The 20,232-nt window shown below is 64.6% G+C and carries 18 protein-coding genes; 9 read left to right on the plus strand and 9 right to left on the minus strand.

Going from position 1 to position 20,232, the window contains the following annotated elements:
* Position 1: 1 nt before the first annotated feature.
* Entirely contained in the window at positions 2 to 5,170 is a 5,169-nt protein-coding gene (locus tag V5B60_RS20875; protein ID WP_332349894.1) for a RecQ family ATP-dependent DNA helicase, read from the minus strand.
* A gap of 381 nt (positions 5,171 to 5,551) precedes the next feature.
* Between V5B60_RS20875 and malQ the strand changes: the two genes are divergently transcribed.
* A complete protein-coding gene (gene malQ, locus V5B60_RS20880) occupies positions 5,552 to 7,078 on the plus strand; it encodes a 4-alpha-glucanotransferase (protein ID WP_332349896.1) in 1,527 nt (508 codons plus the stop codon).
* A 110-nt stretch (positions 7,079 to 7,188) separates the two neighbouring features.
* Here malQ and V5B60_RS20885 read toward each other — a convergent pair whose 3' ends face one another.
* The 8 genes from V5B60_RS20885 to V5B60_RS20920 form a co-directional block, all read right to left on the minus strand.
* Positions 7,189 to 8,721: a choice-of-anchor I family protein gene (locus tag V5B60_RS20885; RefSeq protein WP_332349898.1), complete on the minus strand. Its 1,533-nt coding sequence runs from the start codon at positions 8,719 to 8,721 to the stop codon at positions 7,189 to 7,191.
* Between the two features lie 481 nt (positions 8,722 to 9,202).
* Positions 9,203 to 10,642 carry an alkaline phosphatase PhoX gene (locus V5B60_RS20890; protein ID WP_332349900.1) on the minus strand — a complete coding sequence of 480 codons (1,440 nt, stop codon included), beginning with the start codon at positions 10,640 to 10,642 and terminating at the stop codon, positions 9,203 to 9,205.
* 141 nt (positions 10,643 to 10,783) lie between these two features.
* Positions 10,784 to 11,446: a hypothetical protein gene (locus tag V5B60_RS20895; protein ID WP_332349902.1), complete on the minus strand. Its 663-nt coding sequence runs from the start codon at positions 11,444 to 11,446 to the stop codon at positions 10,784 to 10,786.
* Positions 11,447 to 11,655: 209 nt separating this feature from the next.
* A complete protein-coding gene (locus V5B60_RS20900; RefSeq protein WP_332349904.1) occupies positions 11,656 to 11,811 on the minus strand; it encodes a hypothetical protein in 156 nt (51 codons plus the stop codon).
* Positions 11,811 to 11,948 (minus strand): hypothetical protein, encoded by a 138-nt coding sequence (locus V5B60_RS20905; protein ID WP_332349906.1) that lies wholly within the window; start codon positions 11,946 to 11,948, stop codon positions 11,811 to 11,813. The genes V5B60_RS20900 and V5B60_RS20905 overlap by 1 nt, the downstream gene beginning before the upstream one ends.
* Positions 11,945 to 12,997: a methyltransferase domain-containing protein gene (locus V5B60_RS20910; RefSeq protein ID WP_332349908.1), complete on the minus strand. Its 1,053-nt coding sequence runs from the start codon at positions 12,995 to 12,997 to the stop codon at positions 11,945 to 11,947. Before V5B60_RS20910 ends, V5B60_RS20905 begins: the two co-directional genes overlap by 4 nt.
* 1,446 nt (positions 12,998 to 14,443) lie before the next feature.
* Positions 14,444 to 15,007: an integron integrase gene (locus V5B60_RS20915; protein WP_332349910.1), complete on the minus strand. Its 564-nt coding sequence runs from the start codon at positions 15,005 to 15,007 to the stop codon at positions 14,444 to 14,446.
* A 9-nt stretch (positions 15,008 to 15,016) separates the two neighbouring features.
* Positions 15,017 to 15,337, minus strand: coding sequence for a phage integrase N-terminal SAM-like domain-containing protein (locus V5B60_RS20920; protein ID WP_332350675.1), 321 nt, complete (start codon positions 15,335 to 15,337; stop codon positions 15,017 to 15,019).
* 32 nt (positions 15,338 to 15,369) lie between these two features.
* Between V5B60_RS20920 and V5B60_RS20925 the strand changes: the two genes are divergently transcribed.
* The 8 genes from V5B60_RS20925 to V5B60_RS20960 all read left to right on the plus strand — a co-directional run bounded on the left by V5B60_RS20925 (position 15,370) and on the right by V5B60_RS20960 (position 20,157).
* Positions 15,370 to 15,594: an addiction module protein gene (locus V5B60_RS20925; RefSeq protein ID WP_332349912.1), complete on the plus strand. Its 225-nt coding sequence runs from the start codon at positions 15,370 to 15,372 to the stop codon at positions 15,592 to 15,594.
* Positions 15,591 to 15,884 (plus strand): type II toxin-antitoxin system RelE/ParE family toxin, encoded by a 294-nt coding sequence (locus V5B60_RS20930; RefSeq protein ID WP_332349915.1) that lies wholly within the window; start codon positions 15,591 to 15,593, stop codon positions 15,882 to 15,884. The genes V5B60_RS20925 and V5B60_RS20930 overlap by 4 nt, the downstream gene beginning before the upstream one ends.
* A 124-nt stretch (positions 15,885 to 16,008) precedes the next feature.
* On the plus strand, positions 16,009 to 16,653 hold the full coding sequence (locus tag V5B60_RS20935) for a LysE family translocator (protein WP_332349917.1): 645 nt from the start codon (positions 16,009 to 16,011) through the stop codon (positions 16,651 to 16,653).
* 511 nt (positions 16,654 to 17,164) lie between these two features.
* The gene (locus V5B60_RS20940) at positions 17,165 to 17,353 is read left to right on the plus strand and encodes a type II toxin-antitoxin system HicA family toxin (RefSeq protein ID WP_332349919.1); all 189 of its coding nucleotides are present in this window, start codon (positions 17,165 to 17,167) and stop codon (positions 17,351 to 17,353) included.
* Between the two features lie 4 nt (positions 17,354 to 17,357).
* Positions 17,358 to 17,612, plus strand: coding sequence for a type II toxin-antitoxin system HicB family antitoxin (locus V5B60_RS20945; protein WP_332349921.1), 255 nt, complete (start codon positions 17,358 to 17,360; stop codon positions 17,610 to 17,612).
* Between the two features lie 63 nt (positions 17,613 to 17,675).
* Positions 17,676 to 17,957, plus strand: a complete 282-nt coding sequence (locus V5B60_RS20950) for a hypothetical protein (RefSeq protein WP_332349923.1) — start codon at positions 17,676 to 17,678, stop codon at positions 17,955 to 17,957.
* A gap of 259 nt (positions 17,958 to 18,216) precedes the next feature.
* Entirely contained in the window at positions 18,217 to 18,552 is a 336-nt protein-coding gene (locus tag V5B60_RS20955; RefSeq protein WP_332349925.1) for a hypothetical protein, read from the plus strand.
* A gap of 174 nt (positions 18,553 to 18,726) precedes the next feature.
* A complete protein-coding gene (locus V5B60_RS20960) occupies positions 18,727 to 20,157 on the plus strand; it encodes a hypothetical protein (protein WP_332349927.1) in 1,431 nt (476 codons plus the stop codon).
* Positions 20,158 to 20,232 lie beyond the last annotated feature (75 nt).

Below are 20,232 nucleotides of genomic sequence, written 5' to 3' on the forward strand. Positions count from 1 at the left end.
CCTATGCCCGGTGGTGCGCCGGGGCGAACACCAGCTCCGGCAGGACGACCTCCCAGCGTTCGCAGCGGATTCGGTGCGCGTGTTCGGTCGATCGGTCATCGCTGCGCCAGCGAACCACGATCGCTGCAACGCGCGCGGCGACGCAGTCCATCCCGGCCGGCGGCGCGTAGCTGGCGGCGAGACGGCCGACCAGCCGGTCCTTCCCGTCCAGCAGCAGCCAGCGCCGGCCCTCATGGCGCAAGTGCAGCGGGTCTCCGGGTTGCAGCGCGGCAATCGCTCGCTGCACCGGATGGCCCGCTGCCTGGCGCCCGGCGAAACCGATGTCCACCTCGCCCGGGTGGAGCTGCCGGTACTGCCAGGACAGCTCGGGCGGCCGCGCCGGCAGCGCCACCGGCGGTCGGCGCAGCAGGGCGGCAGACGCGGGCAGTGCGTCGAGCAGTGGCGCACGCCGGGCGAACTGCGCCAGCAGCAGTGTCAGCCGGGCGCGGGTCATCGCCACGTAGTACAGGCGCCGTTCGGCGTCGGCCTCCGCCTGAGTCTCGTGCCGGCTGCCCGGTCCCCAGCCGCCATCGAGGACCGCGACATGATCGAACTCGAGCCCCTTCGCCCGGTGCGCCGTGAGCAACAACAACCCGCTCTGCCGACGCCGGGCTTCACGGCCCCAGTCGACCAGCCATTCGATGAAATGCTGCCGCGGCAGCTCGGCATCACCGGTTTCATCGCGGTATTCGGCAACCGCTTCCGCAAGCATCGCCCAAACCGATGTCGACGCCTGCCCGGCAACCCACTCGGCGACCGTTCGCCCGGTGACCAGGGAACCAGTGTCGTGCAGCCAATCGAGCAATTGCTGCGTTTCCCGTAGCCGCCAGAAGCGCAGGCCCTCCTCACGCGCGACCTGGACAGGCAGTCCCTGCTGCTCGCAGTGGCTGCGCACCGGCTCCAGCCATTGCCACTCGCGCGCGATCACGGCGCAGCGTGCCCAGTCCCATGCCGCCGTCAGGCCGGCCAGGCGCTGCAGTTCGCCGATCACCGCCAGCGCCTGCGTTCGCGCGTCCTCTCCCGCCGGCAGGATCTGCACGCGACCCTGCGCCACAGAGTCGATGCGCGCCCACTCGCCGCCCGCCGGCTGCTGCCGGCGCGCACGGTCGATGCGGATCGGCTGGGCGGCCTTCATGCGCTGCGCTGCTGGCGCGATCACGTGGTTGGCGATCTCGATCAGGTGTGCCGTCGAGCGGTAGTTGTCCACCAGATGCAGCGTCCGGGCGCCGTAGTCGGCCGCGAAGCGGCGGATGAACTCGACCGATGCACCACTGAAGGCGTAGATGTTCTGATCGTCGTCGCCGACGGCAAAAAGGTTCAGCCGTGCATCCCCGGCGGCCAGGTTGCGCCCGGCCAGCGCGGCGATCAACTCATACTGCCGGGGACCGATGTCCTGGTACTCGTCCGCCAGGATCCAGCGCAGACCGCACAGCAGCCGCTCGCGCTGCTCGTCGGCTTCCTCGGGCGGCCCTTCGTCGCCGCGCAGCAGGGCAATGGCACGTTGCCGGATGGTCTGCAACGCGGCCTCCAGACCGCCGTCGGCAAGCTCCCGTTCGCGCCCGGCGAAACTGGCGCCCACCAGCCGCATCGCCAGGGCGTCACAGGTCAGGACGCTGACCGCCCGCCCGTCGTCACCGACCAGCGCCGCCAGCCGCTGACGAATCTGCGCCGCGGCGTGGCGATTGTAGGCCAGCGCCAGAATGCCGCGCGGATTCTCGCGCCGCACCCGCAGCAGATAGGCGATGCGATGGACGAGGACGCGCGTCTTGCCCGAACCGGGACCGGCGAGAACGAGTACATTGCCGCTCTCGCGCTCGTCGGCGACGATCGCCTGCTGCTCCGGACTCGCCAGGACCTCGACGATCTGGCGCCACGACTGCGCCGTCGTCTGCCGCGCCACCTCGTGCTGCCGCGCCGGCAGCCAGCGCTGCATGAACTCAGTCCGTGACAGCCGGAAGTAGTCCAGCGCCAGTTGCAGGGCATCCGCCATCGCCTGCAGTCCGCGCTGCACGTACTCGGCCATGACGTGAATCTGCAGCACCTGCTCCTCGTAGTGCAGCTGCAGCGGCGCGAAGTCCGGTTGCCGGAACTGGCGCTTCCAGTCCGCATCGAGGCGGATGGTCATCGCCGGCCGAAAGACCGCGAGCCCCTTGTTGAGACGGATCACCTCCTGCTCGTGCAGCCAGAGCAGCGCCCGGTCGAGCAGACGGGTGCACTCCCGGACCTCCGACCGCAGCAGCAGGTCGCCCTCGATCGCCGCAAGCAGCCGGCCGAGCGTCGTCTCGGCCAGCAGGTCGGCGCCGCGGGCACCTGGCGGCAGGCAGGCCAGCAGATGGTCGAGCAGCTGCGTCGCAGCCGCCCGGCGCAGTTCGGCCGTTCGCGCCAGCGTCGACCACTCGCGCTGCAGGACGATGTTCACCGTCTCGGCATCGAGTCGCCGCATCGCGAGGCTGCCGACGCCTCCCTCGTCGCCGCGACCGTCGGCGGCAAGGCTGGCCAACAGCTGCCGCAGCCTCGCCGGCAGCGCCTGCCGGTGGCCATCGTCCTGCAGGCGCTGGCTGAGTCGTCGCAGGTGGAGCAGCGACGACTCGCCGCGGGCGAGATCGGGTGCCTGCTCGCGCAACAGGTCGATCAGCGCCTGCTCGAGCTGCGCGGCGCTGGCCAGTCGCTGCGCCGACGGCTTGTCGACGCCGACCTGCAGATAGGCAGTCAGCGCCGTGTCGTTGCTCGCGATCCCCAGCCGCTCGAGATCGTACAGGGCGGCCCGCAGCCGTTCCGGGGCGAGCCCGCTGACGGCCATCAGTTCGTCGGTCGACAACCCCTCGTCCGGCGACGCGCCGATCAGCGCTTCGACCAGCGCCAGCAACTGCCGTTGATATTCGGCTTGCAGTCTGGCGCGCGCCAGCCGCTGTCGCGCCTGGTCGAGCGAGGCAACGCGCAGCGACGACGGGAAGACCTGCACCCGGTTCTCCTCGCGCGTCAGCAGCTGCGCTTCCTCGAGCCAGCAGACCGCGGTGCGGACACGTGTGTCATCGGTCGTGGCGTCACGCTCGAACTCGCCCTCGTCTTCCTCGGCCAGGATCTCGCCGGCGGTGGCAATGACTTCGCCACCCCGGCGCTGGCGACGATCGAGCTGCCGCAGGGCGCGCAGGATCGCCTGGATTTCCCGGCGGCTCAGTCGCGAGCGCGCCGACATGCCGAACTGCCGCTCGACGTCATCGGTCGTGTACAGGAGGACGCAGCGTGCCGCCCGTTGATCGCGGCCGGCACGGCCCGCCTCCTGCAGGTAGTTCTCGAGCGATCCCGGAATGTCGGCGTGCACCACCAGACGCACGTCCGGCTTGTCGATGCCCATGCCGAAGGCGTTGGTCGCAGCGATTACCGGCAGATCGCCGCGAATGAACGCCTCCTGGACGTTCTTCCTGCTTTCGGGCGGCAGCCTGGCATGGAAATGGGCCGCCGCCATCCCTTTCTGGCGCAGGAAGGCAGCCACCTCCTCGCTGTTGCCACGCGTCGCGCAATAGACGATGGCGCCGCCACCCGATCCGTCGCGCGGCAACTCGGCGGCCAGCAACTCATGGATGTGCGCCAGCTTCTCGGCCGGCGTCGTCGGCAGCACCGCGAAGTCGAGGTTGTGCCGACTCGCGCCGCCGTCGAACAGGCGCAGCTCGATGCCGACCCTGTCAGCGAAGTGGGCAACGATGTCGGCGACGACGTCGGGCTTGGCGGTTGCCGTCAGGCACATCACCGGCGGCAGCGGAGCATCGCCGGCGTGCTCGCGGATGAAGCGCGCGACGTAGCGGTAGTCGGGCCGGAAGTCGTGACCCCATTTCGACAGGCAGTGCGCCTCGTCGAGAATCCAGGCGCCGATCTCCCGTTGCGCCAGCACCTTGCGCAGCATCGGGCTGCGCAGCTGTTCCGGCGAAACGATGACGATGCCGACATCGCCGAGGCGCACACGGTCGAGCGCGTCGGCCCGTTCGGGCATCGACAGCAGGCCGTTGATGGCGACGCAGGCATCGATGCCGCGACTGCGCAAGCCGGCCACCTGATCGGCCATCAGCGCCACCAGCGGCGAGATCACGACGCTCAGTGCCCCGATCCGGGTGAAGCGCGACAGCGCCGGAATCTGGTAACACAGCGACTTGCCCGTGCCGGTCGGCAGGATCGCCAGCAGGTGCTCGCCACGCAGCGCCGCCTCGACGATGCTCTGCTGCAACGAACTCCCGTCGGCCGCAGCCGGTTCTGCCCGGAAGTCGGAAAAGCCGAACCAGCGCCGCAGTTCCCGGCGTGCGTCGTGGTGTTCGCGGCACCAGCAGCAGTCGGCCCGGGCACAGGCCGCGTCGCGCAGATGGCGGATGAGCTTGCCGGCAGCGGGAAACTGGTGGCGCACCCACGGCGGCAGCACCGAGTTGCCGCCGGCAACCGACAGCCAGGCGAGCGCGTAGGCCAGCGACCAGCCGCTCGCCGCAGCCTCGTCCACGACCGCCAGGGCATGCTGCGCACAGCCCCGGCCGGCGAGCAGGCGGGCGATCGCCTGTCGCGCCGCGGCGTCGTCCGGGCGCGGTCGCCGGCGCAGCGTCGCGAACAGGCTGTGCACCGCGTCCGACGGCTGCTCCGACGTCGTCAGCCAGTGCCAGGCGAGCATCAGGTCGGGTTCCTCGCGCTGCCGTTGCTGCAGCGCGAGCATCTGATCGTGGAACAGGTCGAGGGTCAGCTGCGCATCGAGCAGCGGGTCGTTCACTTGCGCACGCCTGAGCCCGCCGTCCTGGTAGTGCTTGACGAGGTGGTGATAGGGGTGGCGCGGAAAGGCCAGCGGATTCAGCCACAGCGTATCGACGACCGGCAGTTCGAGGAGTCGCAGGCGCGGCGCGACCGCGGCGAGATGCGGGCGGTCGAAGGCGAGCAGATTGTGCCCGAGGACGAAGCTGCAACCCTCGGCCAGCGCATCGAGACGGGCAAGCGCCACTGCCAGATCGCCGATGCGGCAGTGCAAGCGCTCGCCGCTGTCGCCGCGCACCGCAGCCAGTTGCCGGATGCGTCCACTGCGCAGCCCGACCTCCAGATCGATCGACAGGCAGCGCGGCCTGAACGGCCGTTCGCCGCTGCCCCGTGGAGAAGTATCGCTCATGGACGCGATGATAACCGGCGGCAGCGGCACCCATCCGGCAGCAGCATGCGCCGCACGCGATGCGGCTCGGCGCATGCCGGTGGACAGCCACCAATTCCCCGTGTCTGGCACCGGAATCAGGCCGATTTGCCCGCCACCCGCAACGCTTTGCACCCGCCCATCCGGCCCAAGACGTGGCCGGGCCGTATCGCGCCGCCAGGGACACCCTTTAACCACAGTGGAAAGCGGGATGGAAGATCTCGGACAACGACGACCTCGTCTTCATCGACGAGCCACCCCCAGCACCAATCACGGTGACCGCGCAGGCCGTTGCAGGTTAGCATTACGGCACTTCAACGCCCCGACCGCGGGCACCGACCGACGACACCGACAAGGACCGGCATGACCTCCCTTCCCCGCCGCAACGGCATTCTCCTGCACCCGACCTCACTTCCTGGCAGCCACGGCTGTGGCGATCTCGGCCCGGCAGCCTACCATTTCGTCGACTGGCTGCGCACCGCCGGCCAAGCGCTGTGGCAGGTGCTGCCACTCGGCAGTGTGGGACCCGGCAACTCGCCCTACATCAGCCCATCTGCCTTCGCCGGCAACGAACTGCTGATCGACCTCGGCCAGCTGCGCGACCTCGGCTGGCTGAGTGAGGCCGATCTCCGGCCGTTGCCGGCCTTCCCCGCCGGGCGGGTCGATTACGACGCCTGCCGACGCTATCGCCTGCCGCGGCTGCGACAGGCGGCGAAGCGTTTTCGCGAACGGCGTGACGCAGCCCAGGACAAGGCCTTTGCCCGTTTCTGCGGCGCAGCCGACGCGTGGCTGGACGACTACGCGTTGTTCATGGCGCTCGACCGCGCGCACGGCGGCGACGGCAGGATGTGGCAGGACTGGCCGTCGGCGCTGGCCGGCCGGCAGCCCGCCGCACTGCGTAAGGCGCAGGCCGAACATGCCGACGAGATCGCCTTCTGGAAGTTCTGCCAGTGGCGCTTCGCCGAACAATGGGCGGCGGTCAAGCGCTACGCCAATTCGCACCGCATCGAGATCGTCGGTGACCTGCCGATCTTCGTCGCCGCGCACAGCGCCGATGTGTGGGCGAATCCGGGCCTCTTCGACCTCGATCTGCAGGGTCGTCCGCGCGTCGTCGCCGGCGTGCCGCCCGACTATTTCAGCGCCACCGGCCAGCGCTGGGGCAATCCGCTCTACCGCTGGTCGGCGCATGCCGCCGAAGGCTACCGCTGGTGGGTCGCCCGCATGCGCCAGACGATGAGCCTGTGCGATATCGTTCGCATCGATCACTTCCGCGGCTTCGAATCGTTCTGGGAGATTCCCGCCGCTGCCGAGACGGCGATCGACGGCCAGTGGCGGCCCGGACCGGGCGAAGCAGTCTTCGCCGCCATGCGCCGCGAGCTGGCTGACAGCCAGGGGCGGCTGCCGATCATTGCCGAGGACCTCGGCATCATCACGCCGGAAGTGAATGCCCTGCGGCAGGCGATCGGCCTGCCGGGAATGCGCATCCTGCAGTTCGCCTTCGACGGCGATGCCCGCAACCCCTACCTGCCGCACAACTACGAAGTCGATACGGTCGTCTACACCGGCACGCACGACAACGACACGACGCGCGGCTGGTGGGAGTCGCTCGGCCATCCCGAGCAGGCCTACGTGCGCTCCTATCTGGGCGTCGATGAGGACACGGACAGCGAGATGCACTGGCAACTGATCCGCCTCGCCTGCGCTTCGGTGGCGACGCTCTGCGTCATCCCGATGCAGGACGTCCTCGGCCTCGACTCGGCACACCGGATGAACGAACCGAGCCAGAGTGAAGGATCCTGGGAGTGGCGCTTCGACTGGCAACAGGTGCAGGACGGGCACGCCCGGCGGCTCGCCGAACTGGCGCGGATCTACGGCCGTCGCCGGCGTTGAGGTGGCGGCACCTGCGTCCCGAGGTGCGACGGGCTGTCCTTCTTCATCCGGCGCATCCCGGGATCGTGCGTTGCGCGATCAGCCAGTGCGGCAGGCGGCCTGAGCCGCCTTCAGCTCAGGCCGCGGCGCGCCCGCTGCACCCGCGTCCCCACCACCGCGAACAGCGCCAGGCCAGCCAGTGCGAGGCTGCCGGGCTCCGGCACCGCCGACAGCCGGAAGACCGACGTCGTGCTCGAGCCTTCATTCGAAAAGGCCAGGTAATACTGCCCGTCGAGAACATAGCCCTCGAGGCCCTCGGGCGCGCGATCGCCATTGGCAATCATCAGTCCGATGAAGGTCGAGTGGGCCGGGTCGGTGATGTCGAACGCGGCAATGGCCGCCTGCAGCGTCCGTTCCAGACCGATGAAGGCGAAGACGCGGCCATCGATTTCCATCAGCTCGACGCCTTCCGGCTCGACGCCCTTGTCCCGGCTGCGAGCGTCGTCGTAGATGCCGGCGGCGATCGCTTCGCGGTCGAGGATCTCGCCACTGTCGTAAACCAGCACGCCGTTGGCGTCGCGAATCGAGAACGAACGTGCGCCGGCGGTGAACAGGTTGCCCGCTGACGAGTCGGTGTTCGACACGCGCAGCTCGTCCAGTGGTGTCGCGGCATTCAGGCCTGCAGAGCCCGCTCGCGAGCGATCGCCATCATCTTCGCGGAAATCGCCTTCGTTGGCCATCACCACGAAGGTCTGGCCACCACGTTCGAAGGTGGCCAAGGCATCAGGCTGGTACAGGCCCTTGGCATTGACGCTGATCAGGCTCGCGTTACCGTCGTTCAGGGGATCGATGCGGTTCCCCGGCAGGCTGAAGTCCTTTACGCCGAGGCCGACGATCCGTTCGAAGGACCCGTTCTGAATGTCCAGCACGCCCATGGCGTTGGCCTCCTGCAACGAGACGTAGGCCTTTGTGCCGGCGGCATTGACGGCGATGTACTCCGGCTCGAAATCCATGCCCGTGTTCGAGCGAATGTGTGTACCTGTGCTGGCCACGCCGGTCAGCGTAGCCGTGGCGCTGACGCTGCGGGTAGCCAGGTCGATGATGCTGACGCTGCCCGCCGGGTCCAGCGCAGCGGCGCCGTAGGTACGTGGAAAGGCACCCGGCGCCGACGTGATGGCGCCATAGGTACTGGGTGTGCCTTCGTTGGCGACCAGGATCTTGCTGCCATCGGGCGTGAAGGTCAGCATGTCGGGCAAGGCGCCGACGGCAAAGGTATTCGTGCCGGCCAGGAGACTGCGGGTGGCGGTGTCGAACAGCCGGACATTGCCCGGGTCGGTGCGCACCGGTGCCTCAAAGGCCATGGCCGCGATGCCTCCGTGTATCGCCACGCTGTTGATGCTGCCGTAGGCACGGGTATCGATGCGCTGCACCAGCGCGCCAGTGCGGGCATTCAGCACGTCCACACCACTGACGCCGGCCACCCACAGGGTCTGGCTGGAACTGTCGAAAGAGACGATCTCGGACAGGTAACCATGGGCGGGGTCGTGTGTGTAGGTCCAGGCCTTGCTGTTCAGCGTCGGCGCGGCCAGCGCAGAGACGCTGACCACGGGCATCAGGATGGCGCAAGCCAGGGCGGGGGCTGTCAAGCGGAAGGGTCGGGGCATGTCGGGATTCCAGTGTTGGTTGCAATGGTGCCGCGCGCCCGGCGTGAAGCGACGGGACGAGTGGCATGCGTGGCGGGGTGAGGCCAAGGGCAGGACTGTGCTGCATGGGTGACGGTCGACGGCGCGAGCGCAAGGGCGATGCTGCGGCTGGCGTGTGACAGACATGTGACGGAGCGCCTCTGCATCGCGGATGGGGCAGCAGTCCATCGCACGCTTCCGAGCGCGCAAAGGCCTGCTCGGCGCACGGCGCCGCCTGACCCCCGCCCACGGTCGACGCCTGCGCAGCGCAACTGACCCTTGCCAGAGCGGCCGCGACACCCAGTCAGGTGACGGTTCCGGTGTGTCGTCAGCGATCCACGCATCGTTGCTTTCCTCGAAACGGTTTGCCGGTCAGGCAAGCTGGCAACAAAGAGGCGATACGACAGGGGACACGTACTGCTTGGCATCATCTTGAAGCACGATGTGTGCCATATCTGTCGTGTCAATTCGCCTTCCTGCGGCGCATCGTGCCGCCAAGCACGCCGATGCCGCCAAGGAGTAGCGCGATGGACCCGGGTTCCGGGACTGCACTGATACGGATCAGCATGTCGTCGCCGCTTCTGGGATGCTGGACGTTCACGTAGGCGACATTCGGATCGAACGGGTCAAAATACAGACCGGTCGGTTCTGCACCCGTGGTCGATAGTGAAGCCCATTTGCCGACTTCATCGGCGATTCCGTCGTCGTTGATGTCACGGATGAACCAGATGTCTGCCTTGCCGCCATCCTGATCTTCGATGACATAGATATTGCCTTTGGCATCGATTGCCAGATTGTCCGGATTGCTCCACGAGGCACCGACAGCAAGCTTGGTCGCCATGTCCCCGGTGGTGTTGTCAGCGGCAAGTTGAACCGCTCCGGTTGCAAGGTTGAGGACATACACCCGGCCGCGGCCATCGGCGCTGTTGCCGTTGTCATCTGAGTCTGTCGTGGTGAAATAGATGACTTGCTGCCCGCTGGCCAGCGTCTTGATTTCGAGATCTTCAGGACGATTGAAGCCGGTCCCATTGATGCTGACGTGATCGGCAGTTGCGCGCCCGTCGATGGTGCCATCCGCGAGCACGGTGGAAATCCCCGGCAGTGCCCTGCCCTGAGCGTCGGTAATGGCAACCCAGGTGCTGTTGCCAGTGATGGCCGGGCCGTTGTTTCCCTCGTTTTGCCCGCCATTGCCGACTTTGAGGACGAATGTTTGCCCGGCAGCGAACAAGTCGTTGCCGTTGTTGGCATTCGGCTTTGCTGAAACGTATTTGTAAACGGAACCGCCATTCAGTTCGTCGATGAAGTAGAGCGTGTTGTTCCTGTCGAACGTCAGACCTTCGTGCGAGACGCGGGGAATGACGCTGCGCTGAACGAAGTCGCCGCCATTGACGGTTGCGGTTGTCGGATTGGTTACTTCGAACAGACGCCCCTTGTTGCTTCCGGTGCCCCAGGACTCCTCGGCAGTGAGGTAGGTTCCCCATGGCGTCCAGCGCGAAGCATCGCCGGAGACGAAGCCCTGGGTGCCCGGTGCAACGATGGTGACCGTCCGGGTGTTGTAGTCCTGGTCACGCAGGTCGACACGCTGGACCCCGCCGGTGCTGCTTTCAAAGGGCATGAAGAGATAGCGCCCGGCGTTGGGGCCCGTTTCGTTGGCGGAAATCATGTCCCAGCTACCGCTGTTGGAGCCCGGCACCAGCGCGTTCTGGTTCTTGCGGTTTGCCAACGCAGTTTGTGAGAAGTTCGGAGAAGAGAGTTGGAACGGCGCGGTTTCCGGTAGCGATCCGGCAGCGACATTCCCAATCAGCGGGGTGAAGTTTTCAAAGGCCGTGTTGGCAGCATGGGCCTGTGATGTCAGGAGGGCCGTGGTAGCCACGATGCTCATGGCAATTACTGATTGACGCATGGGGAGCTCCAATGTTGGGGTTGATCGTCCGGCCCGGTTGTGAAGCATTGGCCGCAGGATCAACCCTAAAGGCATTCTGTGACAGGCTCATGTCGTCGCCATCGTTGCGTCCCGCCCTGTCCGAGCCTGCGGTGGGCTTCCTCAGCCGCGGCCGCGGCACGGCACCCTGGCCAAACCGGCCAAGCCGGCGACAGCGGCCGCCCACAGCATCAGGGATGAGGGCTCGGGCACCACAAAGACCGACACCGCCGTGCTCTCGGCCCACGTCAGCTCGGTCCAGGCGGCGTCTTCCCACAGCTCATCATGGAACGACCATGAGTCGCACTGCACGGAGTTCTCGAAGCCCACGCATTCCCGCGTGCCCACCGTTGCACCGCGGCGCAGATCCTTGTCCTGGGTGATCTGTGCGCCAGCCCGAACGGTGTAGCTGCCCGGCTGAGTGAACGGCAGGCTGACCAGCCAGTTGGTGCTGTAGTCGGTGCCCGGCAGTGCGCCGGGCTGCAATGAGTGCTCCAGCGGTACACCGCCAAGCAGACCTACCTGCAGCTTCAGCGCCGTCAACGTATCGTGCCAGGACTCGTAGAAGTACGACTGCCAGGTCTGGAAGCCGATGTCCGGCGAGGGTTCGCCAGCCCCGTTGTCGAAACTCCAGTTCTCCTGGTACTGGCGGAACTCGACCAGGAAGCTGACCGTGCCACCAACAGGCACCGTCGTGGGCGATTGCGGACTGAGATCAAGGTAGGCCGTGCCAGCCTGAGCGCCCATGGCGGCCAGACTGAGCAGGGTCAGTGAGAGGATGCGCATGCGAGTCTCCCTGGGTGTGGATGCCTGCCGCAATGGCCGCCGGAGGCACGATTCGAACGTCGTCCGGCGAGTATCCGGATTCTCCTGGCCCACTGTCAACCGGGGCTTTCGCTGCAGGCCCGCCGCGAGATGGCCGGCAGTTTCGTCGCGTGGCGGGTCAATCGGTTGGCGGGGAAGCCACATCGTCAGGTGAGCGCCCTGCCAGCAGATCACTCGACGCGGTGACGGCGGTGCGCGGCGATGTCCAGCCAGTCACCCGGGCGCAGCCGGCGGGCCTCGTCCTCGCCGGCGAAGCGCGGCAGCGCCTCGCCTGTCGGCGGCAGCGCGGAGACGAGCTTGGCCACGCCACTGTCCGGCGGCGGCATCACAGATAGCCCTCCTGCTCGCCCTTCTCGCCGAGTTCGTCGAGCACCGCGGCGAGTCCGGCAAGCGTCGGCGGCAGCGATGCCGGCGAGGAGAAGCAGCTTGCGGACGCTCGTCGCGGATCCTTGCCGGTGCTCAACAGCAGCCCCCGTTGTCGTCGGCGCGCCGGACCGGCTGCCCGGCGCTGCCGAATGGCATGGCGCTGCCGCAGCCGGCGAAGATGCCGAAGTGGCGCGCGCGGTCGCCGATGAAGTCGAAGTGCGGCGCGAAGCGGCTTTCGGCGAGCATGCGGAACGTGTTGCCGCAGACCGGGAAGACGCGGCCGGCCTCGATGGCGTGGTGCTTGTCGAGGATGAAGACCGGTCCCGCTTCGGGCAAGCTGCCGCGATAGATCACCGCCTGGCCGTAGTCCTCGCAGGCCGCCTCCAGGCCGGCGATGCGGAACAGCCGCCAGGTGGCGGAGAAGAAGCGCAGCGAGCCGACGCGGGACTGCAGCGCGGCGTCGGTGATCGCCAGCGGCCGGTCGTCGACCAGGCGCGGATCGGCGAAACCCACCTGCCTGGCGAGGTTCTGGAAATCGTTCCAGTAGAGCGCGCCGCCGAGGCATTCGCCGTAGAGCACCGGGTCGTTGCGCAGCTCGTCCGGCACTCGGCGGTCGGCATAGACGTCGGCGAAATAGAACTCACCGCCGGGCTTGAGCAGGCGCAGCGCGCCGCGCAGGACGGCCTCCTTGTCGGGCGAGAGATTGACGACGCAGTTGGAGACGATGACGTCGAAATGGCCCGCTGCGAGGCCGAGTTCATCGAGGCGCTCGATGTAACCGTGCAGGAAGCGCACGTTGTCGTAGCCGAAGGCTTCGCGGTGGTAGACGCGGTGGCGCTCGGCGACCGCCAGCTGCTCCTCGGTCATGTCGACGCCGACGACCTCGCCCTCGGCGCCGACGAGTTGCGCCAGCGCATAGACGTCGCGCCCCGAGCCGCTGCCGAGATCGAGCACGCGACAGCCGGCCAGCGCCGGCGGGCAGACGAGCCCGCAACCGTAGTAGCGCGACAGCACCTCGGGGTGGATGCGGGCGAGCAGCGGCTTCAGCCAGGCCGGCACGCTGGCGGCGTCGCAGCAGGCGGAAGTCTTGAGGTCCGCCGATGACTGCAGTTGGCGACCGTAGTAGTCCTTGACGATTTCGTGCATGGGGTTCTCCAGGAAAAGCCGGGGACCGGCCGGATCAGGCGGCGATGGCCGCCGCGGCTGGCTGCCGAAGCAACGGACCGGCAGGCTGGCCGGCGCGCAGGGTCTGCTGAAGACGACATGGTAGCTGCTGTCGGGATCGTCCGTGCAGGCTGGCGGCGGCTCCGTCGGCTCCGGCGGCAGCATGGGACCGGCCGGGCCGTCGAAGCGGCGACCGATCGCCGCCCCCGCCGCGGCGCTCGAGCGTCGGCGGTTGCTGGCGGCGGGACTGCGCGGGCCGCAGCGCCATGGTCCCCCGGGCGATCCCCGCGGTGCTCTACGGACTGGCGGCGATGGGGCATTGCCGGCAGGACGGACGGCGCGCGGGACGAGGGAAGCCGAGGAGGCAAGGAGGAGAAGGCGGCGGAGCAAGAGGGCGGGAGAACGGACGGTCATCGCTTCCCGGCTGTCAGCGTTCCGCCGCGAAAAGACGTCTCGCGCCAGCGCGACCTCCCGCGGGTGGCGCCTGCCAGGGGACGACGACAAGGCCGCGAGGCGCCAAACCACGGGACCACCGTGTCTCGGTTCATATGCGGTAGCGGCGCCAGCAAATCGCTGTGCGAAGCGGGTCCAGCGGCCGGGTTGCCGGGTGTCAACATCCGGTCGGGTGGGTGTCCATTTCGCCGCAGCGGCCGGTTTGGCCGGATCGACAGCGGGTGTGGCTGTCTGGCAAGTGGTCAAGAAACCGCGGACCGCCCGGAGCCTCCTCCTCGGCGTCAAGCGGACCACTCGCTTCAGGGACGTGCGAATTGAACCCAGGAGCGTGCGCGTTGAAGCCAGGGGCCTGCGAGATGGAGCCAGGGACGTGCGAGATGGAGCCAGGGACGTGCGAGATGGAGCCAGGGACGTGCGAGATGCAGCCAGGGACGTGCGAGATGGAGCCAGGGACGTGCGAGATCAAGCCAGGGACGTGCAAGATGAAGCCAGGGACGTGCGAGATGAAGCCAGGGGCGTGCGAGATGAAGCCAGGGACGTGCGAGGTGAAGCCAGGGACGTGCGAGATGAAGCCAGGGACGTGCGAGATGCAGCCAGGGACGTGCGAGGTGAAGCGAGGGACGTGCGAGATGCAGCCAGGGGCGTGCGAGTTGGAGCGAGAAGCGTGCGAGCCCGATCGTGGAGCCGGCCGGCCGAGGGCTGGCAGGGGACGCGCGGGAGAAGGGCCGGGGATGACGGCGACGGTCACGAGCCTCATCACTCATGACCGTCGCGAGCCACTCTGCGGACGCGGGCGCGCGGCTGGCTACCCCGCGGCCGTCGACACGCCGGGGAGCGGCGGCGATGGCGGGATCGACGGCTGCGGGGCGCGCCAGGGCCGGCTGAAGCGAACGTCGCCGGCCGCCGCCAAGTGTTGATCACGCAACGCAATGGCGCCCGCCCGGGCGTCGAGGGTGCCTCGATGCGGCCAGGAGATCAGTGCAGGTCGTCGAGCGGGCTGCGCACGCCCAGCCCGCCGCGATTGAGCACATGCGTGTAGATCATCGTCGTCGACACATCCGCATGCCCCAAGAGCTCCTGCACGGTGCGGATGTCGCGGCCGCTTTCCAGGAGCGAGGTCGCGAACGAATGGCGCAGGGTGTGCGGCGTGGCCGGCTTGCTGATCCCCGCTTGGCGCAGCGCCGCGCGCATCGCTCGCTGGATGCTCTGCGCTTCGACGTGGTGCCGACGAATCGCTCCCGAGCGTGGGTCGAGCGATCGCCTGGCGGCGACGAAGACATACTGCCAGGCCCACTCGCGCGCCGCATGCGGATACTTGCGTGCCAGCGCAAACGGCAGAAAGACTTCTCCGAAGCCCTCGGCCAGGTCCGCCTCGTGCAGCGCCCTGACGCGCCCGAGGTCGGCCTGCAGCGGGTCGGCCAGCGTCCGCGGCAGCATCGTGACGCGGTCTTTGGCGCCTTTGCCCTCGCGAACCACGATCTCGCCACGCGCGAAGTCGAGGTCCTTCACGCGCAAGCGGAGACATTCCATGATGCGCATGCCCGTGCCTTAGAGCAGCCGCAGGATCAGACCCGTCGTTCCCTCGCACAGCACCAGCAAGCGCTGCACTTCTTCCGGAGTGAGGACGACCGGCAAGCGCCGCGAAGCTTTCGCCGACTCGACCTCGTCGAGCCAGGGCAGCTCGCTGCCGAGCACCTCCTTGTAGAGGAAGAGCAGCGCACTCTTCGCCTGGTTCTGCGTCGACGCCGCAACGCGCCCCGTGACGGCAAGGTGCGTGAGGAAGGACTCGACTTCCCGCGCGCCCATTTCACGCGGATGTCGCTTGTTGTGGCCGCTCGGCGCACGATAGCGAGTCGCGCACTGTGGTATCTTTACGGGTAGCGTTCCCGCTCGGAGGCAATATGTCCATCCCCGTTCATGAGCTTGAGGCTGAAGTACTGGGCTTGCCGCCTGAGGAGAGGGCGCGGCTGCTCGAACGCCTGATCGAGAGCTTCGAGCCCGAGTCTCGTGTACGAGATGCGTGGATCGCGCTGTCCCTCACGCGTGAAGCCGAGATTAAATCCGGTAAGGCTGCCCTGGTGCCCGGATCCGAAGCAGTAGCTCGCGTCCGCGCAAGAATCGCGTGAGCTGCTGGCTTCACCCTGGAGCAGAGGCCGAGCTTGGCGACGCTGCCGTCTACTACGCCGAGCACGCAAGCAAGGCGATCGCATCCTCCTTTGTCACCGAATTTGAGCGTGTCCTTACCTTGCTGGTCGCCAACCAGCGCTTGGGCACGCCGGCAGACGACGGGCTTCGCACGTATCCGTTCAAGCGGTTTCCCTACTCGCTGGTCTACCGAGAAAATTCATCGGGTCCACAGATCTACGCAGTTGCTCACCAGCACCGCGATCCGAAATACTGGCAGGAGCGTTTGTAGTGCTTGCGGCTATGTGCACCGCAATCCCGAACCAGACGCCTAACCCTGCGCTGCAGGCGACCGGCCGCATAAAGCCGCGTCCGTCGCCTGAGCTTCCACGTTAGCTTCTTGGAGCACATCGCCGATGTTTGGAACACAAAATCTCGCTCTATTCGTCGTCGCTGGCCTCCTGCTTAACATGGCCCCAGGACCCGACTCACTGCTTGTCATGTCGCGCAGTGCAACTCAAGGCTGGCGTGCAGGGTCAGCGGCCGCGCTCGGCATCGCCGCAGGTACGCTCGTTCATATTCTTGCTGCAGCTTTGGGCTTGTCTGCCGTGCTCGCCACTTCAAGCACCGCCTTCGCCGTGGTCAAGTACGTAGGTGCAGCCTATTTGTTGTATGTCGGCATTGCGTTATTTCGAACCAAGAGCAACCCCACCGCAGAAGCAATAGCCCAGCCCCCTTCTCTGCCATCACTTCGGTACCGCCAAATATTCTTTCAGGGCTTTCTTACAAACGTTCTGAATCCGAAGGTCGCAGTGTTCTTCCTCGCATTCGTCCCTCAGTTCATTTCGCCTGAGGCATCCAACAAGGCGCTCGCTTTCGTTGTACTGGGCTTAATCTTCAACTTCAATGGCATCCTCTGGTGTCACTTTCTCGCTGTATCGTCGGCATTTGCCAGCCAGCGCTTGCAAGTCAGTAGATTCGTCACACTTTGGCTCAATCGGCTCATCGGCACAGTTTTTGTCTCGCTCGGCATCAAGCTCGCATTGGCTGAAAGAAGCTAACACTTCGTTCAAGCGGATGCCTGAAGGCGCCGCTTAACTCAAACGTTGGGCCACATGAGTCAGCTTCGCAAACTCCGCCGATGTATCAATAGCCGAAGGGGAGGCTTGGTTGTTGCTGGAGTATTCCCTTTATTGGCAACACTGCTCGCACTTCCAGGAGCCTTGGCGTTCATTATCAGCACCGACGGTTCATCCGGGTTTGCGGCAGCCGCGTTCTGCTTTTTCGGCGCAATTGCTTCCGCTCTGGTCATCCCACCCTTTTTCTGTCGCGCACGCATCGTGAATCGCACCTATCGTGTTTTGTGGTTCTTTCGAGGGCTAACACCATGAGTGCTTTTTCTTGGGTTCCATCTCAACGTCATTTTGACGCATTGCTGCCAGTGTCAGGTGGTCATCCATTCTGCTGCTGTGGCCGAACCCATCATTCCACCGGACCTGCGCAAAAAGCCGCGCAGTCCGGTGAATTCAGACGTTAGGCCCTTCAGGCCAAAGCCATGGCACACTCGGGCGCGTGAAAATTAGCGACATATTGGCTGTTCTCCGTAAGGACGGGTGGCTTCTGGTCGCAACCAGATGGAGTCATCGCCAGTTTAAACACCCGATAAAACCCGGTCGCGTCACCGTCGCTGGGAAGCCAAGTGACGATCTGGCTCCGGGAACACTCAACAGCATTCTGAAGCAGGCCTCACTGAAAGGTTGAAATTATGCGCTATGCGATTGTTATCGAAAAAGCCGAAAGCAATTTCTCCGGGTATGTGCCGGACCTGCCAGGTTGTGTCGCCACTGGAGCCACTGTAGAGGAAACTGAAAACGAGCTGCTTTTGGCAATCCAATTCCATCTCGATGGCCTTCGTGAGGATGGTCTTGGCCCTCCTGCTGCAGAAAGCATCGTGGAATATATGTTTATCCCCGCCCAACCCTTCGCTCCAGGGGACGCGCCGCAAACGGCGCGTCCCTGAGCTCCAACGTTAGGTTCTCACCTCAAGGCAACGAGCCGCATCATCACTTTGGAGTTTTCAAATATGCCGAAAGCCGCCTCTAGAAAATCGGGGGCAGTCCCTGCTATCACTCAAAAGGAAAAGAGGCAAAGCATTGATGTAGGGCCGGGAATGGGGCAAGTCAGTCCCGTGAGCTATTGGTACAAAAACGGTCACTATCAGAATGAAGATGAAGCTAGGGGCGCGTTCAAGCTCGCGTATCAGCAAGGTCTAGATGGAATGGGCACGAGCATCCAGGAATGGATGGGTTTTAACGAAAAAGAATTTGACGACTGGATGCGCAATGATGGCTTGCCCAAAATCTAGGAAAACCAAGCCCGTATTTGCAAGCCCCGAACCTAACCCTGCCGTCGAGAGGGACAGCCACAAGCTGCGCTTGTGGTTCCCTACGCTGCTTCGCAGCTCCGGCTGCCCCTCACTTCCACGTTAGGCCGCACAGCGAAACCATGCGCTGCTCCTACAGTATCAGCGCCTTCGGCGTGAATCGAACTGTCACGAAACGGCGCGGCTGCAAGCAGCACGTCGCCCGATACACTGAGCCGGCATTCACATCAGAGTACTTGCCATGTCTGTAGCCGCCGTTGCCTTGGCCGCACTGTCTGCAGTGTGCGTTGGAGCCTTCTGGCCAACGCTCAAGGTCAACTTTGATTCGTCGTTTTCCAGGCGGTTTCTGATTCCTACATTCGTGGTTGCAGCAGCCGATTGCTTCGTTCTCGCCGGCGTAATCTGCTGGTGGACCGCTATCGCCTATCCCCTTCTCGCGCTTGTAGGTGTAATTGCCATCAGTCCCTTCACAAGCGGCAGACACTTGCAAACGGTCATCCTTGGCGGTGGCATCTGGCTGGTGGGCATATCGGCGGTGGTGCTCGTAGCTGTAGCGCTCGCACTTCGCGTGCTGTAGCCAATGCGGCAAGTGCGGCCTAACCCTTCGCTCGAGGCGACCCCCAACGGCGTGGCGCCCGGGCCGCTCCGGGCGGCTTACTATCTTGCCCTGCGCGGCCCGGGCGCCACCCCGCTGGGGTCGCCTCAGCTCAAACGTTAGCCCCAATTAACCAACCTCACGAAGGTCTCCGACATGCAGAATGCCATCGTTACGCAGCAGTCCACCTCGCTGACAACGGCCGACACCACGCGGTTTGAGGAATATCTTTCCTATCTCGGATTGCCAACTGCCAACATCATTGCCTCTCTTCCAGAGAGGCAGAAGATCGAGGCAAATCTTCCCGCCTTCGTTCAATCCCTTGACCCCAAAGTTCGCCATGAGGCCCGGTACCTTTCCAAGTTTGTGGCTGGAGCAGCAATTGGACTATTTGATGCCTCGCTCAATTACATCTGGAATGAGGTCGTCCTAACCCTAAGAAAGAAAGCTGTTATATACGGTCTCGATATGTTCTTCGATGCTGCGACAGGTGGAACACGTAGAGAGTTTTACCAGACAGAGGACGACTTGGCGGGACTGAAGGACAACACCCTCATCAATACCTGCCGGAAGTTAGAACTGATTTCCGACATTGTTTACACAAAGCTGATGCACATCCTCACGATGCGGAACGACATCGGCGCATCTCATCCGAACTCGTACTCAATTAACGCATACGAATTACTCGGCTGGCTGCAAACCTGCGTTTCAGACGTATTGAACGATCAGCCTTCCGAGTCCGCAATTCAGATTCGAGCGTTCATTGACAATCTCAAGAAGTCCACAGCGGTGCTTGATCCTGCTGCAATAAAAAGCATGGAGAAGCCACTTGCTGAACTGTCTTTGCAGAACACCGATAACCTGCTTAACAGCATCTTCGGCGTTTACGTGTCTGATAAGACGGATGCAATCGTAAGAAAGAATATTTCGCTTGTCGCTCCGTACATCTGGAGCAAGGCAAGCGATGACGTTAAGTACAAATTGGGCGTGGCGATAGACGGCTACAAGAACAACCTGTATCAAGAAAAGCATGAACTTGGCAGCGAGTTCTTCGGTTTCTGTGGCGGCAACAAGTACAAGTCGCTTGAATCTAGAATTATTGAGCTAGATGAGCATATTGATAATTTGCTGGATGCCCGATATAGCTGGGACAACTATTACAACGAACCGCAGCATATGAGGCATATCCTGTCTTACCTTACGAGCGAGAAGGACATTCCCCCAGAGCGCGCTCAGAAGATCATCAAGACAGTGTTGATTTGTCGGGTTGGTAAAGGAATCCCGTACTGTCAAGGTGTGTCGCCATCCGGCAAGCCCCTTTACGACAAATTCTTTTCGTTGCTCGGTGACTATAACATCATTTTGTTGCTCTTGGCTATGCACTCCAACGAAGCGCGCGGGATGCTCGATAACAAGATTTGTCAGCAGCACATGCTCGATGTCATTGCGATAGTTGAAAGGAATGCGATCAGCGATAGGATCAAAGAAATCCTTGAGTACGTAAGAGCCAATGCCCACGTGCTTCACAAAATTCATGGTGACTCTAAGTACAAAGAACTCACGAAGAACCACATCAATTGGGGCTAACCCATCATTGCACCGGACCTGCGAGAAAAGCCGCGCAGGTCCGGTGAATTCAAACGTTAGCTGCCATGGAAAGTT

The sequence above is a fragment of the Accumulibacter sp. genome (assembly GCF_036625195.1).
Taxonomy (GTDB): Bacteria; Pseudomonadota; Gammaproteobacteria; order Burkholderiales; family Rhodocyclaceae; genus Accumulibacter.